At 36.6% G+C, this 13,780-nt stretch carries 15 protein-coding genes and 1 riboswitch; of the genes, 12 read left to right on the top strand and 3 right to left on the bottom strand.

The genetic code is table 11. From position 1 onward, the window contains the following. Window positions 1-78: 78 nt before the first annotated feature. From GMB29_RS23210 to GMB29_RS23200, 3 genes are read left to right on the top strand one after another with little or no spacing between them, the layout of a single operon-like run. Window positions 79-897 carry an ABC transporter ATP-binding protein gene (locus tag GMB29_RS23210; protein WP_136352551.1) on the top strand — a complete coding sequence of 273 codons (819 nt, stop codon included), beginning with the start codon at window positions 79-81 and terminating at the stop codon, window positions 895-897. Then, the gene (locus GMB29_RS23205; protein ID WP_136352552.1) at window positions 890-1,633 is read left to right on the top strand and encodes an IucA/IucC family C-terminal-domain containing protein; all 744 of its coding nucleotides are present in this window, start codon (window positions 890-892) and stop codon (window positions 1,631-1,633) included. The genes GMB29_RS23210 and GMB29_RS23205 overlap by 8 nt, the downstream gene beginning before the upstream one ends. A 27-nt stretch (window positions 1,634-1,660) precedes the next feature. Beyond that, window positions 1,661-1,918 carry a YusU family protein gene (locus tag GMB29_RS23200; protein ID WP_136352553.1) on the top strand — a complete coding sequence of 86 codons (258 nt, stop codon included), beginning with the start codon at window positions 1,661-1,663 and terminating at the stop codon, window positions 1,916-1,918. Window positions 1,919-2,156: 238 nt separating this feature from the next. Here the strand turns inward: GMB29_RS23200 and GMB29_RS23195 are convergent, their stop codons facing one another. Both GMB29_RS23195 and GMB29_RS23190 read right to left on the bottom strand, forming a co-directional pair. Then, window positions 2,157-2,498, bottom strand: a complete 342-nt coding sequence (locus GMB29_RS23195) for a spore coat protein (RefSeq protein WP_136352554.1) — start codon at window positions 2,496-2,498, stop codon at window positions 2,157-2,159. 11 nt (window positions 2,499-2,509) lie between these two features. Continuing rightward, on the bottom strand, window positions 2,510-2,791 hold the full coding sequence (locus tag GMB29_RS23190) for a hypothetical protein (RefSeq protein WP_136352555.1): 282 nt from the start codon (window positions 2,789-2,791) through the stop codon (window positions 2,510-2,512). Window positions 2,792-2,997: 206 nt separating this feature from the next. Here GMB29_RS23190 and GMB29_RS23185 point away from each other — a divergent pair, with 206 nt between their 5' ends. Continuing rightward, complete coding sequence (locus GMB29_RS23185; protein WP_136352556.1) at window positions 2,998-3,915, top strand: proline dehydrogenase family protein; 918 nt, start codon at window positions 2,998-3,000, stop codon at window positions 3,913-3,915. Between the two features lie 137 nt (window positions 3,916-4,052). Here the strand turns inward: GMB29_RS23185 and GMB29_RS23180 are convergent, their stop codons facing one another. Next, complete coding sequence (locus tag GMB29_RS23180; protein ID WP_136352557.1) at window positions 4,053-4,202, bottom strand: YuzL family protein; 150 nt, start codon at window positions 4,200-4,202, stop codon at window positions 4,053-4,055. Window positions 4,203-4,386: 184 nt separating this feature from the next. Between GMB29_RS23180 and GMB29_RS23175 the strand changes: the two genes are divergently transcribed. From GMB29_RS23175 to GMB29_RS23140, 8 genes are all read left to right on the top strand, one after another. Beyond that, window positions 4,387-6,771 (top strand): 3-hydroxyacyl-CoA dehydrogenase/enoyl-CoA hydratase family protein, encoded by a 2,385-nt coding sequence (locus tag GMB29_RS23175; protein WP_136352558.1) that lies wholly within the window; start codon window positions 4,387-4,389, stop codon window positions 6,769-6,771. A gap of 172 nt (window positions 6,772-6,943) precedes the next feature. Beyond that, entirely contained in the window at window positions 6,944-8,119 is a 1,176-nt protein-coding gene (locus GMB29_RS23170) for an acetyl-CoA C-acetyltransferase (protein ID WP_136352559.1), read from the top strand. Window positions 8,120-8,399: 280 nt separating this feature from the next. Then, complete coding sequence (locus GMB29_RS23165) at window positions 8,400-10,184, top strand: acyl-CoA dehydrogenase FadE (RefSeq protein ID WP_136352560.1); 1,785 nt, start codon at window positions 8,400-8,402, stop codon at window positions 10,182-10,184. Window positions 10,185-10,592: 408 nt separating this feature from the next. Continuing rightward, window positions 10,593-10,955 (top strand): arsenate reductase family protein, encoded by a 363-nt coding sequence (locus GMB29_RS23160; protein WP_136352561.1) that lies wholly within the window; start codon window positions 10,593-10,595, stop codon window positions 10,953-10,955. A gap of 278 nt (window positions 10,956-11,233) precedes the next feature. Next, window positions 11,234-11,617, top strand: coding sequence for a glycine cleavage system protein GcvH (gcvH, locus tag GMB29_RS23155; RefSeq protein WP_136352562.1), 384 nt, complete (start codon window positions 11,234-11,236; stop codon window positions 11,615-11,617). Between the two features lie 591 nt (window positions 11,618-12,208). After that, the gene (locus tag GMB29_RS23150; protein WP_136352563.1) at window positions 12,209-12,556 is read left to right on the top strand and encodes a toprim domain-containing protein; all 348 of its coding nucleotides are present in this window, start codon (window positions 12,209-12,211) and stop codon (window positions 12,554-12,556) included. Between the two features lie 23 nt (window positions 12,557-12,579). Continuing rightward, window positions 12,580-12,885: a thioredoxin family protein gene (locus GMB29_RS23145; protein ID WP_136352564.1), complete on the top strand. Its 306-nt coding sequence runs from the start codon at window positions 12,580-12,582 to the stop codon at window positions 12,883-12,885. Window positions 12,886-13,026: 141 nt separating this feature from the next. Further along, window positions 13,027-13,344, top strand: a complete 318-nt coding sequence (locus tag GMB29_RS23140) for an SCP2 sterol-binding domain-containing protein (protein ID WP_136352565.1) — start codon at window positions 13,027-13,029, stop codon at window positions 13,342-13,344. Window positions 13,345-13,491: 147 nt separating this feature from the next. After that, a riboswitch (SAM riboswitch) is annotated at window positions 13,492-13,599 on the top strand. The last annotated feature ends 181 nt before the right edge of the window (window positions 13,600-13,780 follow it).

Genomic DNA, 13,780 nt, shown 5'->3' with positions numbered 1-13,780 from the left:
TGGATTATGAATCGAGGCTAAGCGCTAGAATCAATGAACAAAACTACTATTCTTACTTACAAAAAGGGGCGATTTAGTATGCATGCAATTGAAACAGATGCGCTCACACTTTCTTATGGTGATACAATTATTATTAATGAATTAAATGTAAAGATTCCAAAGGGCGAAATTACTGTTTTTATTGGAAGTAATGGTTGTGGGAAATCTACATTGCTTCGTTCGATTGCAAGGTTGTTAAAGCCGAAAGAAGGAACTGTATTACTTGAAGGAAGCTCGATTGCTAAATTGCCGACAAAAGAAGTGGCAAAGCAGCTGGCTATTTTGCCTCAAGGTCCTGTTGCACCTGAGGGGTTAACGGTCCTTCAGCTAGTAAAACAAGGGAGATATCCTTATCAAAGTTGGCTGAAACAATGGACAGAGGAAGATGAGGCAGCTGTTAATAGTGCCCTTGAAGCGACTGGAATGCAGGATTTTGCTGAAAGAGCAGTTGACTCACTTTCAGGTGGTCAAAGACAACGAGCTTGGATTGCTATGACACTGGCTCAAAAAACAGATATTATTTTATTAGATGAACCAACAACATATCTTGATTTGACACATCAAATTGAAATCTTAGATTTATTATTTGAATTAAATGAACGTGAAAATCGTACGATTGTAATGGTTCTTCACGATTTGAATTTAGCATGCAGATATGCTCACAATTTAGTTGCGCTTAAGGATCAAAAGATTTTTGCTCAAGGAAGACCTGAGGATGTTATTACTTGCAGCCTCGTTCAAAATGTATTTCAGATGAATTGTGATGTAACAGTCGATCCACTTTTTGGAACACCATTATGCATACCACATGGAAAAGGCAGATGTATCGTAAAAGAAGTTGGGGTTATGAATGGCTGAATTAACAAAAACAGAGATTAATTCTTTATCAAAGTATCGTTTAAGTACCGAGCATAGTGTGAAAGATCATACGTTTTATGGAAGTGACTTATTAAATCCTGTAAAGCTCAAAGAATTATTCGAAGGCAGTTTACAACATAAACTAAATACGAATAATCAACATGTTATCGGTTCAATGCTTGTGAAAAGATATGCCTTTTTAGCAGCACTCGTTTTAAATGCAATGAGTTTGTTTAATAAAGGCATCAATTGTTCACTTCATAATATGTTCATGCAAACGGATGAAAAGGACCCTTTGTGGCTGCCGAACTTTTATTTTGAAGATAAAGAGGTAACAACACCTGAAATGAATCGAGCGCAATGGAGAACTTCTGTTGTTCAAACTTTATTTCTGGAAAATATCGAGAAAGTGATTACAACCATTTCAAAGCAGGCAAAAGTCTCTAAAGTTATCCTGTGGGAGAATATTGCCATTTATATCTTTTGGATGTATGAGACCGTATTACAGGATCCTAATTTATCTGATGAGGTAGCTGCAATCGTACAAGAGGATTTTCATTATGTGGTAATGGAAGCACCACCACTATTATTCGGCACAAAAGCACGGAATCCATTAACACAATTTTATCAACCAAAACAAAATGATATCCGTATGCGGAAAACCTGTTGTTTATTTTATTTAACATCAAAAAATCATGACCGTTGTCAAACATGTCCAATCGAATGTAAAAAATGATGAATCATTGTGGAGGAGGACATTAAATTGGAAAACGAATTTCGTAAACAATTTGATGGATTGCTTGAAAAATATACAGAGCTATTAGTTGGTGATGATTCAGAAGAAGTAATCGAAAAGGTCAAAATATGGGCACTTTATTCACATATTTCAAAATCAATGCCACCGCTGGCAAAGCATTGGAATGCTACATATCCTGATGCCAAAAATGAAATAAAAGAAATGATAAGTGAAATAAAACAACTGAATGAAAAACATCGTCAAATTACTAAAAAGGAAGAATAAAAACCTCAGCTCTCATAAAAAAGCTGAGGTTTTTTATTTTATTTAATTTTTCTTATTGTATAGCTCCAGCGCCGTGGCTCCCGAAGCACAGGAAGTGCAAGTGCAGTCGATGCGACAGGACGTCGGGGTTTCGACTGTCTCAGAGTCATAAGCCACCACATAATTGTAAGCAATGTACGCCTTCTATTATGGATCGTCTTATGCTTTTCGGAGCTGAACAAGGCGCTTCCGCTTTTCGTTATTGTGTCATTCCATATGGAGATTGCTGTTGAAGATAGTTAGAAAATTGTTGATATGATTGTTGAAGCTTTTGAGTTTCAGCTGCTTCAAGTGAGTACCAGCCATTTTGAAACATATAATTATACAAATCACGTTCTGCTTGTTGTGTTTCGTTAAAGATGGTTAAGATATCTTGGTAAAGTGCCTGATGGCTTGCCTCATTTAAAGCAGTAGAATATGAGTCAGTCATATATTTCTCTGTAGCTAAAAGATCATTAACAAAATCGCGGTCATTCATTTGTGGACCTTTTTGAATTTGTGTTTCAGGGTTTGCAATTTTTTGTGGTTGATTGTTATTCATCGCTGTCACTCCTATTGAAGTTGTGATCCTGTTGCTTGTTGCTGTTGCTGCTGCTGCTGTGTTTGAAGATGACTTAAAATTCTTTGGTAATGTTGATGGTGCATCTGACCAACTTTTTCTAATTGATTTTTTACATCCTGATTTTGACACTGTGATGCAAAAAAATGAGCCTTTTTCATCGCTAAAAGGTTCCAGGAAAGCATATCAGTTAAATATAACTGATCCTTTGTTGTTACAATGCTTGGTGGCTGTTGCATCATTGTTTGTTGCTGCTGCATATTTTGTTGTTGCATGGAATAACCTCCTAACAAATTGTCATACCTATCATTCCACTTCACAATTTAGCTATTCAACGAATAGAGAATACCAAAATTTGTATAATCAAGGTAGTGATTAGCGATGGTTATCCACTTCTTATGTCTTTAGTTTTTCCTGTTAGGGAATAGGGAAAAGTATAGACATTATGAAATGGCTTAAAATCACTTGAGGAGTGTTTGATATGGAAAAATTATTAAGGAACTCTTTCATGTATTTATCTAAAAATAAAATGTTAACAAAATTAGCAAAGAAATATGGTTTAAGATTTGGGGCATCACGATTTGTTGCAGGTGATACAATTGAGCGAGCAACAAAGGTAATAAAGGATTTGAATAAACAAGGTCTTGTTGTAACGCTCGATTTCTTAGGTGAGTTTATTGAAGATGAACAAGAAGCATATGAAATGGCAACAAATTCAATCAAAGCAATCGAAGCGATTGGAAACAATGATTTACAATCACAACTTTCATTGAAGCTAACATCGATGGGATTAGATATTTCAGATGAAGTGGTAATGAAAAATATGAGGCGAATTATGACTGTAGCAAAACAGCAAAACGTATTTGTAACAATTGATATGGAAGATTATTCGAGATGTCAAAGAACAATAGATATCTTTAAAGAGCTAAAGAAGGAATTTAACAATATTGGTACAGTTCTACAAGCTTATTTGTACCGTACTGTAAAGGATATAGAAGAATTGAATGAGTTTAGTCCAAATTTGCGACTTGTAAAAGGGGCTTATAAAGAATCTCCGAAAGTTGCATTTCCGGAAAAGAAAGATGTGGATGAAAATTATAAAAAGATAATTAAAATGCATTTATTAAATGGGAATTTCACAGCTGTTGCAACACATGATGATGCAATGATCGACTATACAAAAAAATTGGTAAAGGAACATCATATACCTAAAGATCAATTTGAATTTCAAATGCTCTATGGAATTCGTCCTGAAAAGCAGCTGGAGCTTGTCAAAGAAGGGTACTCCATGCGTGTATACGTACCATATGGAACAGATTGGTATGGATATTTTATGAGACGACTTGCAGAAAGACCAGCAAATGTCGCATTTGTTCTAAAAGGAATAATGAAAAGATAATGAATATGAGAGGAAGCTGCAATGGTTATGTCTAGTCCCCGTTTGAAACATAAGCCAATCCAGAATGGAAGACATAGAAGGCCTTCAATTCTGGCTCGTCTTATGCTAATCAGAGCTAATCAGGCGCTTTTCGTTTTCTATTGATTTCCCATGTTGTTTTGTTTATACTGCTGGTTTTGGCTTGTACGTTTTCCGCCACCTGCATGTTCATTTGTCGGGCCGGCATTGCCTTTTACACTTGCAGCACTAACTCCGGCTTTTGAAGGATGTTTTTTTAAACGTGCCATTTACGATCACCTCCTAAAAAAATATCCTTTCCATAGTTGAATTCGATTATTTAGGAAAAATAAAGAAATGTATTGAAGAAATTTTCAAAATCTTTTATATTAATAGTAGTGGAACGAAAAGCAAGATACATTTTTTTTTGGGACAAAAATGAATGAGCATTCATTCAAAAGAGGGGGAGAAAAAATGGTCCAGCGAATTAGGAAAGCCGCTATATTAGGTTCAGGGGTAATGGGTTCAGGAATTGCAGCACTTTTAGCGAATATTGGCATCCCTGTTTTATTATTGGATATTGTGCCGAGTAAATTGAATGATGATGAGGTAAAGAAGGGGTTAACATTAGCGGATAAGGCTGTAAGAAACCGAATCGCAGCGGCATCGATCCAAAAGCTTTTGAAACAAAAGCCTGCACCACTTACTGTTAATGAGAATATCGAGCTTATAGAAGCGGGTAATCTCGAAGATGATCTATATCGATTATCAGAAGTTGACTGGGTAATCGAAGTAGTTGTTGAAAATCTTGCAATAAAACAAAAGGTATTTGCAGAAGTTGACAAACATCGAAAAATGGGAAGTATTATCAGTTCAAATACATCAGGTATATCAGTAGAAGCAATGGCTGAAGGACGTTCAGAAGACTTTAGGAAACATTTCCTTGGGACACATTTTTTCAACCCGCCGCGTTATTTAAAGCTATTAGAAGTAATTCCAACAAAAGATACAGATCCAAATGTTCTCTCCTATATGAAAACATTTGGTGAGAATGTATTAGGTAAAGGTGTTGTTGAAGCAAAAGACACACCAAACTTTATTGCAAATCGGATTGGTACGTATGGATTACTGATAACTGTTCGAGAAATGCTTAAAGGTGGATACAGTGTTGGTGAGGTTGATTCGGTTACAGGGCCTCTTATCGGCAGACCCAAAAGTGCAACCTTCCGTACTCTTGATGTTGTTGGTCTAGATACGTTTGCACATGTTGCTAAAAATGTATATGACCAAGTTGACGGTAAGGAAAAAGACGTTTTTGCAGTGCCTGCTTTTATGCGTAATATGCTTGATAAAGGCTGGTTAGGTAGTAAAAGCGGTCAGGGATTTTATAAAAAGGAAGGAAAAACAATTCTTGAATTAAACCCGGAAACGTTAGCATATGAAGAAAGAAAGAAATTACAGTCAGCATCTATCGAACTGACAAAACAAACAAAGGGATTAACTAATAAATTGAAAGCGCTTATTTATGCGGGTGATCGTGCTGGTACTCTTTTACAAAAGATTATCTATCCAACCCTTTCATACTCTGCAGAGCTCCTTGGAGAAATTGCAGATGATATTGTTGCAATCGATCGGGCGATGAAATGGGGATTTGGATGGGATGTTGGTCCTTTTGAACTTTGGGATGCAATTGGTGTATCCGAATCAATTGAGATAATGGAACAGCAGGGAATAGAGGTCCCAGTCTGGGTAAAAGAAATGGTTGGAAAAGGCTATGATTCATTCTATCGAAAAGAAAATGGTGTCCTATTCTTCTACAGCAAAGGTGAATACAGGCAAATTAAACAAAACCCAAAAGTGATCCATTTAAAAACACACAAAGAAGTACACGGTGTCATAAAGAAAAACAGTGGTGCAAGCTTAATTGACTTAGGTGATGATGTAGCACTGCTAGAATTTCATTCAAAAAGTAATGCGATCGGTTTAGACATCATTCAAATGATTAATTTTTCAATTGACGAGGTTGAGAAGAATTACAAAGGACTTGTCATCGGAAATCAAGGTAAAAATTTCTGTGTAGGCGCAAATCTTGGGATGATTTTAATGGAGGCTCAAGATGATAATTTATTTGAAATCGATATGGTTGTGCGCGGTTTTCAACAAGCCATGATGAGGGTGAAATACAGTAAAAAGCCAGTTGTGGCAGCGCCATTTGGAATGACTCTTGGCGGTGGAGCAGAAATTTGTTTACCTGCAAGCAAAATTCAAGCATCAAGTGAAACATATATCGGGTTAGTTGAAACTGGTGTTGGATTAATTCCTGGAGGCGGCGGAAATAAAGAGCTTTATTTGAAACAGTTAAGCAATATGCCTAAAGGTGTTGACTTTGATTTACAAACGGTTGCAAATAAAGTATTTGAAACGATTGCAATGGCAAAGGTGTCAACATCAGCTGCAGAGGCTAGAAAATATCATTTCTTAAGTGACAATGACAACATAAGCATAAATGGTGATCATTTAATAGATGATGCGAAACAACAAGTTATTTCTTTATATGACAATGGTTATCAACCGCCAATTAGAAAGAAAGTGCCTGTTGTCGGTGAAACCGGTTATGCAACACTATTGCTTGGAGCACAATCTATGCATCTATCAGGCTATATTTCTAAGCATGATCTAAAAATTGCGAAGAAACTTGCTTTTGTTATTGCAGGAGGTAAAGTCCCATTTGGCAGTGAAGTGGATGAACAATACTTATTAGATTTAGAAAGAGAAGCATTTTTAAGTTTAGTAGCCGAAGGAAAATCTCAGCAACGGATGCAGCATATGCTTGTAAAAGGAAAACCGTTAAGAAATTAAAGCATCATCACCTGATCCTTCAGATAAATAGAAAGTATGTATGATAGGAGCAAACTGGCAGTCAAAGACGCTATGTAACTTCCTTTAACTTTTGACGGCACCTGCACTACTATGCGTCATATGGTACTGGAGTTAAGCCGAAACATTAAGACATGAAAGCGAGGTTGGGAGAATGCGAGAAGCAGTCATTGTATCAGGTGCGAGAACACCTGTCGGGAGAGCAAAGAAAGGATCATTAGCCAATATGCGCCCTGATGATCTTGGGGCATTAGTTGTAAAGGAAACGTTAAAACGTGCAGGAGATTATCAAGGCAATATCGATGATTTAATTATTGGCTGTGCAACACCTGAAGCAGAGCAGGGGTTAAATATGGCCAGAAATATTGGGGCTTTAGCAGGACTTCCATATACAGTACCAGCGATTACAATCAACCGCTATTGTTCATCTGGTTTACAAAGTATCGCTTATGCCGCCGAAAAAATTATGCTTGGGACGACAGATACAGCAATTGCTGGTGGAGCTGAATCGATGAGTCTTGTTCCAATGATGGGCCATGTTGTCAGACCAAATGCAAAATTGGCTGAAGAGGCACCCGAATACTATATGGCAATGGGACATACGGCAGAGCAGGTAGCACAAAAATATGGGATTTCCCGAGAAGAACAAGACTCTTTTGCAGTGAGAAGCCATCAGCGGGCAGCAAAAGCGATAGCAGAGGGGAAATTTGACGATGAAATTGTTTCAGTAGATGTTCCAATTCGAAATGTTGGACCCGATTTTAAACTTCAGGAAAAAATCCTGCACTTTAACAAGGATGAAGGTGTACGAGCGAATACAACGGCAGAAGTGTTAGCAACCCTTCGCCCCGCTTTTTCCGTAAATGGTTCTGTCACTGCAGGAAATTCATCACAAACGAGTGATGGTGCAGCAGCCGTAATGGTCATGGAGAGTGAAAAAGCAGCTTCATTAGGCTATAAGCCAATGGCAAAATTCCGTTCCTTTGCTGTAGCCGGGGTCCCGCCTGAAATTATGGGAATCGGTCCAGTAGCTGCTGTCCCATTAGCATTAAAATACGCAGGTTTGGAGCTTGCAGACATTGGATTATTTGAACTAAATGAAGCATTTGCTTCCCAATCCATCCAAGTCATTCGTGAGCTTGGCTTGAATGAGGATAAGGTAAATGTTAATGGCGGGGCAATTGCTCTGGGTCATCCGCTCGGCTGCTCTGGTGCAAAATTAACATTAACACTAATCCATGAAATGAAACGCAGAAATGAACAATTTGGGGTTGTTACAATGTGTATTGGCGGAGGTATGGGGGCAGCTGGAGTATTTGAATTACTCTAAGAAAAGCGCAAGTGCCTTGTTCAGCCTAGGGAAAACAAGGTGTAATTTACCTTCAATTCCTGATTGGCTTGTGACCTCGAGGTAGTCAAAGACGGACGTCCTGTCGCCTTGACTGTACTTGCTCGTTCTGTGCTTCAGGGCTAGGCAATGGAGCTAGATTTCTAAACTAATTATGAAGAATTTATAATTTATATTATCTAGGAAAAGCGGAGAGGAAGCTTATTAAAAAACATATTTAAATAGAGTAGGCAGAATACTTCAATAAATAGGGGGATTTATTATGGCAAAAGCAACTGATGCAGTCATTAAAGGTGGAAGCTTTTTAATTGAAGATGTATCGTATGATCGTATTTTTACTCCCGAAGATTTTACAGATGAGCATATTATGATTGCGAAGACAACGGAAGATTTTGTTGTAAATAAAGTTTTGCCAGAACTTGACGACATTGAAAAACATCAATTTGAAAAGTCTGTTAAGCTCTTGAAGCAAGCAGGGGATCTTGGTTTGCTCGGGGCAGATGTACCTGAAGAATATGGAGGATTTGGTCTTGATAAAATAAGCTCTGCCTTAATTACAGAAAAGTTTGCTAGAGCCGGAAGTTTTTCATTATCATATGGTGCCCATGTTGGAATTGGTTCTCTTCCAATCGTCCTTTTTGGGAATGAAGAGCAAAAGCATAAGTACTTACCTGGCTTGGCTTCTGGAGAGAAACTTGCTGCTTATGCACTTACTGAACCAAATTCAGGCTCAGATGCACTTGGTGCAAGAACAACAGCAAAATTAAATGCTGAAGGTACTCATTACGTGTTAAATGGTGAAAAGCAGTGGATTACAAATTCAGGATTTGCAGATGTATTTGTCGTCTATGCAAAAGTGGATGGTGAGCATTTCTCTGCATTTATTGTAGAAAAAGACTATAAAGGCGTTTCAACAGGTCCGGAAGAAAAGAAAATGGGGATAAAAGGATCTTCAACTCGAACTCTCATTTTGGAAGATGCACATGTACCGAAAGAAAATTTATTAGGTGAACTAGGTAAAGGACATGTGATCGCTTTTAATATCTTAAATATTGGACGATATAAACTGGCTGTAGGAACAATTGGTGCTGCTAAACGTGCAATTGATATTTCAGTTCAATATGCAAACCAGCGAAAACAATTTAAAACATCAATCGCTTCGTTTTCAGCTATTCAAGAGAAGCTTGCTAATATGGCGGTGAAAACATATGCCATGGAAAGCTCTGTGTATCGCACGGTTGGTTTATTTGAAGATCGCATGAGCCGATTAACAGAAGAACAAATTAAAGTTGGAAAAGAAGTTGCTGCATCAATTGCTGAATATGCGATTGAATGTTCGCTAAATAAAGTATTTGGTTCTGAAACACTTGATTATGTTGTAGATGAAGGAGTTCAAATCCATGGAGGATACGGCTTTATGGCCGAATATGAAATTGAGAGAATGTATCGTGATTCAAGGATTAATCGAATTTTTGAAGGAACAAACGAGATTAACAGATTATTAGTACCAGGGACGTATTTACGGAAAGCAATGAAGGGCGAGCTCCCATTATTACAGAAAGCTCAAAGTCTCCAGGAAGAATTAATGATGCTTATGCCGGAAGAAGTTGGTGAAGAAACATTGCAACAAGAAAAGTACCTGCTTAAAAACGCAAAAAAAATCGGTGTTCTTATCGCTGGTTTAGCAGCTCAGAAATATGGAAAAGAGCTGCAAAAAGAGCAGGAAATTCTTATTAACATTGCTGATATTGTAAGCAATGTGTATGCAATGGAATCGGCTATTTTACGTACTGAAAAGGCGATAGTGAAAAAAGGTGAAGAGAAAAACAAGCAAAAGCTTCTTTATACTCAAGTATATTGTCAGGAGGCTTTTAACGAAATCGAAGCACATGCAAAGGAATCTTTAATTGCCGTTGAAACAGGAGATTCTCTCCGTATGATGTTGTCTGCATTACGAAAATTCACTCGTCACACACCAATTAATGTAATTAGCAAGAAACGAGAAATTGCTGCCGCACTAATTGAGAAAAATGCATATTTATCATAATATAAGGCTCTTTTCGTAAAGATTGTTGTTTTAGTAAATAACAAATTCGAACAGCTGTTGATTGTAGTAGATATGCGAGACTCCTGCGGCAAAAGCGTGCTTCGGAAGACCACGCAAGTGCAAAGCAACGAGGAGGCTCCTGAGACCGCCGGCGGAAAGCGCGTACTGCAACGGAAATCAATCCAGGTTATTCATGTAAATATAAGTGAAATGCAACAAAGTGCTTGAAAACAGCCTAATATAAAAATCCTGACAATCGTTGCATACGGTTGTCTTTTTTTATATGTGGAGCAGGATCTATTTATTATAAAAATTACGATGTAATATTATGTCTAATTAGTCTTGAATACGGATATGTGATAAGATAAAGTAAAGGTAAAATTGGTATGTTTAGGTGGTGAAAATAGTATGTCTGTCGCTTTCTATTGGTATCCCAAATGTGGCACATGTCGCAAAGCAAAAAAATGGCTTGAAGAACACAATATTAACTTTACTGAAATACATATCGTTGAGAATCCGCCGTCTGAAGAAGAGTTAACATCTTTCTATCAAAAAAGCGGATTAGAGTTGAAAAAGTTCTTTAATACAAGTGGTAATAAATATCGAGAACTGGGCCTTAAGGATAAATTAGCCTCTATGTCAGAGGCTGAGATGATTAAGTTGTTATCAACTGATGGGATGCTTATTAAGAGACCAATTACAGCCAGCGACGAGCGTGTGACAGTTGGATTCAATGAAAAGCAATTTGAACAAATATGGGGTAGTAATTGATCATTCTTGCATAGTTTTCTATAAACTGGTAAAACAATAATGACTATCTATTTTCAGCTTAAAGGAAAGGGAACACACCTAACTTATTTAATTTAATAAGTCATTTGTAAATAGACAAGTTTTATAAGAAAAACTTAGTTTGTTCCACCCGTTTTAGTTGGGCTTTAAGTTATGCTTAATTTTTCCTTCATTTTGGATGAAGGCGTTCATACGCCTTGTGCGTTTAGCTAATAACTATGTAAGGATAAAAAATGATATGGATGCTGGAGGTAATGAAAATGAACACACCAAAAGAACTTCGTTATTCTGAGGAACATGAGTGGGTAAAAGTTGAAGGAGAAAAGGTACGCATCGGTATTACAGATTTTGCACAATCTGAACTAGGTGATATCGTATTCGTTGAATTGCCAGAGGTTGGCGATGAAATTAAAGCGGACGAGCCATTCGGAAGTGTTGAATCTGTAAAAACGGTTTCTGAATTATATGCACCTATCAGTGGAAAAGTAGTTGAAATCAATGAAGATTTAGACGATAGCCCTGAATTTGTTAATGAATCACCATACGAAAAAGCTTGGATGATTGTCATTGAACCGGCAAATGTCGCTGACGTTGAAAACTTAATGACAGCAGAACAATATGTAGAAATGACAAATGAAGACTAATTAGCATGATGATTTGAATTGATGGACACCCTACTAATAAGGTAAAAAAGGGTGTCCATTTGTCTATAAATAAGGCTCTTTTCTTATAGATTGTTGTTTTAAAACGAAAACTATTTAATGTTGATTGGAGCGGAAATCAACCACATCGTACTACTTGGTAAATAGCAACAAGTTTACGAAAACAGCCTTTCGTAAAGAGTGTTGTTTTAGCAAGTAACAAATTCGAACAGCTGTTATTGTAGTGAAAGGTTCGAGACTCCTGCTGGAGAAGCGTGCCCCAGGAGACCCCGCAAGTGCAAAGCATAAGGAGGCTCGTGAGACAGCCCGCGGAAAGCGAGTACCTGCAACGGAAAATCAATCCAGGTTATTCATGTAACTATATTTGAAGTATCCGAAAACAGCCATAAATAAAGAAGTAATATTAACTTTATTAGCTGCTTTAATAAAATGTACCAAGAAGTGGTCGTTTCTTTTTATTATTTTTTCTAAAATACGTTAAATTTTAGAAAAAACATAAAATAAAAAGGAAACAACCTCGACAAATCGAATAATTTATAGAAAAGACTTTTACTATAAAAACAGGTGATGTTTATGTCGTTCGTTGAGGTTGAAAAAGTATTAATTGTTGAAGGCAAATCAGATAAACAAAAGGTACTAAATGTGTTGAATGAACAGATCGAGATTATCTGCACGAATGGGACGATAAGTGTAACAAGGCTTGACGAATTAATTGATGAATTATTTTCGAAGGATGTTTACATTTTAGTGGACTCAGACGATGCAGGTGATCGATTGCGTAAACAATTTAAAAGAGAATTTCCTGAGGCATCACATATTTATATTGATAGAGCTTATCGAGAAGTAGCAACAGCACCAGATCATCATGTTGCTTCTGTTTTATTAAGTGCAAATATTGATGTAGATGCGAAGTTTCTTTAGAAAGGTGTCCAATTTTCTTAGATATGATTGAATGGGAAGAGAAAAAAATTATTATAAAAAATGAAGGACTAATGGCTTTATATTTATACACTCCGATGTGTGGAACATGCCAGGTTGCAAGACGAATGTTAACAATCGTTGATGAATTATTTCCATCACTGGACATTCATTCAGTAAATTTAAATTACTTTCCAAAAGAAGCTCAAGAATTAGGTGTGGAAAGTGTACCTTGCTTACTTATTTTTGAAAATGGTCTTGAAAAAGAAAGGATTTACGCCTTTCAATCAGTAAGCTTTTTACACGAGCTTTTCACGCAGTATATACAATGAAATGACATATTTCTCAGGAAATAATAAAAGAAATACACATTAATGAATAAATAGGCAGAAACTGTCGACTTCTTTATAAAGGAATCCTTCGTCATGCAATGAAGTTATTACTATAACTTGATTGAGAACGGAGGATTTTCTATGTATGTAACAACATTTATATCCAATTTTAATAAAGCACGTTTTTTAACCCCACTCCTATTAAACCAAACATTAGTTGTGGAAATTCGCCCCTACCAAGAATCAAGTCATTTTATTGAATTTACATCAAATGGAGCGAAGAAGTTAGTGTCACCCCCAAAAAAAATTGATTTTACTTTAGAAGGTGATGAACAAGACATCAGTGAAGTGTTATTACATAATGTTAGCCTTAAGCAGTTAATTGCGTTTGGGAAAATCTCTATCAAAGGGACGTACCGCACTTTTTTAAGAGTTGAGGCAATCATTAAATTGTGTTGATCATTTTGGGTAATATTCGATCTTTTATGTCCTAACTAGATCGTTCTTCAATCAATTAAATTTATTGACAATATTGAAAATAGCATGTACAATCAGTCTCGTACTTATTTACTGACATAATATTTAAATTTTAATTATATAGTTTGTCTCTTATCAAGAGAGGTGGAGGGATGTGCCCTATGAAGCCCGGCAACCATCAACAAATGTTGAAATGGTGCCAATTCACGCAAAGCTGCAAGCTTTGGAAGATGGGAGAAAGGACTTTTTTCTTACGCCTTTCTGCTCACGTTGCGGAGAGGTTTTTTAATTTTCTACTATAAAATTTTTCCACAAGTCCTATCGGTGTAAAACTACCTGAGAAAGTATTTTGTATTTTCATCTTTTCGATCATAATTTGATGCGATATGATGATCATTAAAAAATCTTTTCTTTAAAA

It is taken from the genome of Metabacillus sediminilitoris (genome assembly GCF_009720625.1).
Classification (GTDB): Bacteria; Bacillota; Bacilli; order Bacillales; family Bacillaceae; genus Metabacillus; species Metabacillus sediminilitoris.
This window is presented reverse-complemented; position numbering and strand designations above follow the sequence as displayed.

Bases quoted from the DNA above. Each gene is read 5' to 3' on its own strand.
- GMB29_RS23210 (WP_136352551.1), top strand. From the start codon at position 79: ATGCATGCAATTGAAACAGATGCGCTCACACTTTCTTATGGTGATACA.
- GMB29_RS23205 (WP_136352552.1), top strand. From the start codon at position 890: ATGGCTGAATTAACAAAAACAGAGATTAATTCTTTATCAAAGTATCGT.
- GMB29_RS23195 (WP_136352554.1), bottom strand. From the start codon at position 2,498: ATGAATAACAATCAACCACAAAAAATTGCAAACCCTGAAACACAAATT.
- GMB29_RS23190 (WP_136352555.1), bottom strand. From the start codon at position 2,791: ATGCAACAACAAAATATGCAGCAGCAACAAACAATGATGCAACAGCCA.
- GMB29_RS23185 (WP_136352556.1), top strand. From the start codon at position 2,998: ATGGAAAAATTATTAAGGAACTCTTTCATGTATTTATCTAAAAATAAA.
- GMB29_RS23180 (WP_136352557.1), bottom strand. From the start codon at position 4,202: ATGGCACGTTTAAAAAAACATCCTTCAAAAGCCGGAGTTAGTGCTGCA.
- GMB29_RS23175 (WP_136352558.1), top strand. From the start codon at position 4,387: ATGGTCCAGCGAATTAGGAAAGCCGCTATATTAGGTTCAGGGGTAATG.
- GMB29_RS23170 (WP_136352559.1), top strand. From the start codon at position 6,944: ATGCGAGAAGCAGTCATTGTATCAGGTGCGAGAACACCTGTCGGGAGA.
- GMB29_RS23165 (WP_136352560.1), top strand. From the start codon at position 8,400: ATGGCAAAAGCAACTGATGCAGTCATTAAAGGTGGAAGCTTTTTAATT.
- GMB29_RS23160 (WP_136352561.1), top strand. From the start codon at position 10,593: ATGTCTGTCGCTTTCTATTGGTATCCCAAATGTGGCACATGTCGCAAA.
- gcvH (WP_136352562.1), top strand. From the start codon at position 11,234: ATGAACACACCAAAAGAACTTCGTTATTCTGAGGAACATGAGTGGGTA.
- GMB29_RS23150 (WP_136352563.1), top strand. From the start codon at position 12,209: ATGTCGTTCGTTGAGGTTGAAAAAGTATTAATTGTTGAAGGCAAATCA.
- GMB29_RS23145 (WP_136352564.1), top strand. From the start codon at position 12,580: ATGATTGAATGGGAAGAGAAAAAAATTATTATAAAAAATGAAGGACTA.
- GMB29_RS23140 (WP_136352565.1), top strand. From the start codon at position 13,027: ATGTATGTAACAACATTTATATCCAATTTTAATAAAGCACGTTTTTTA.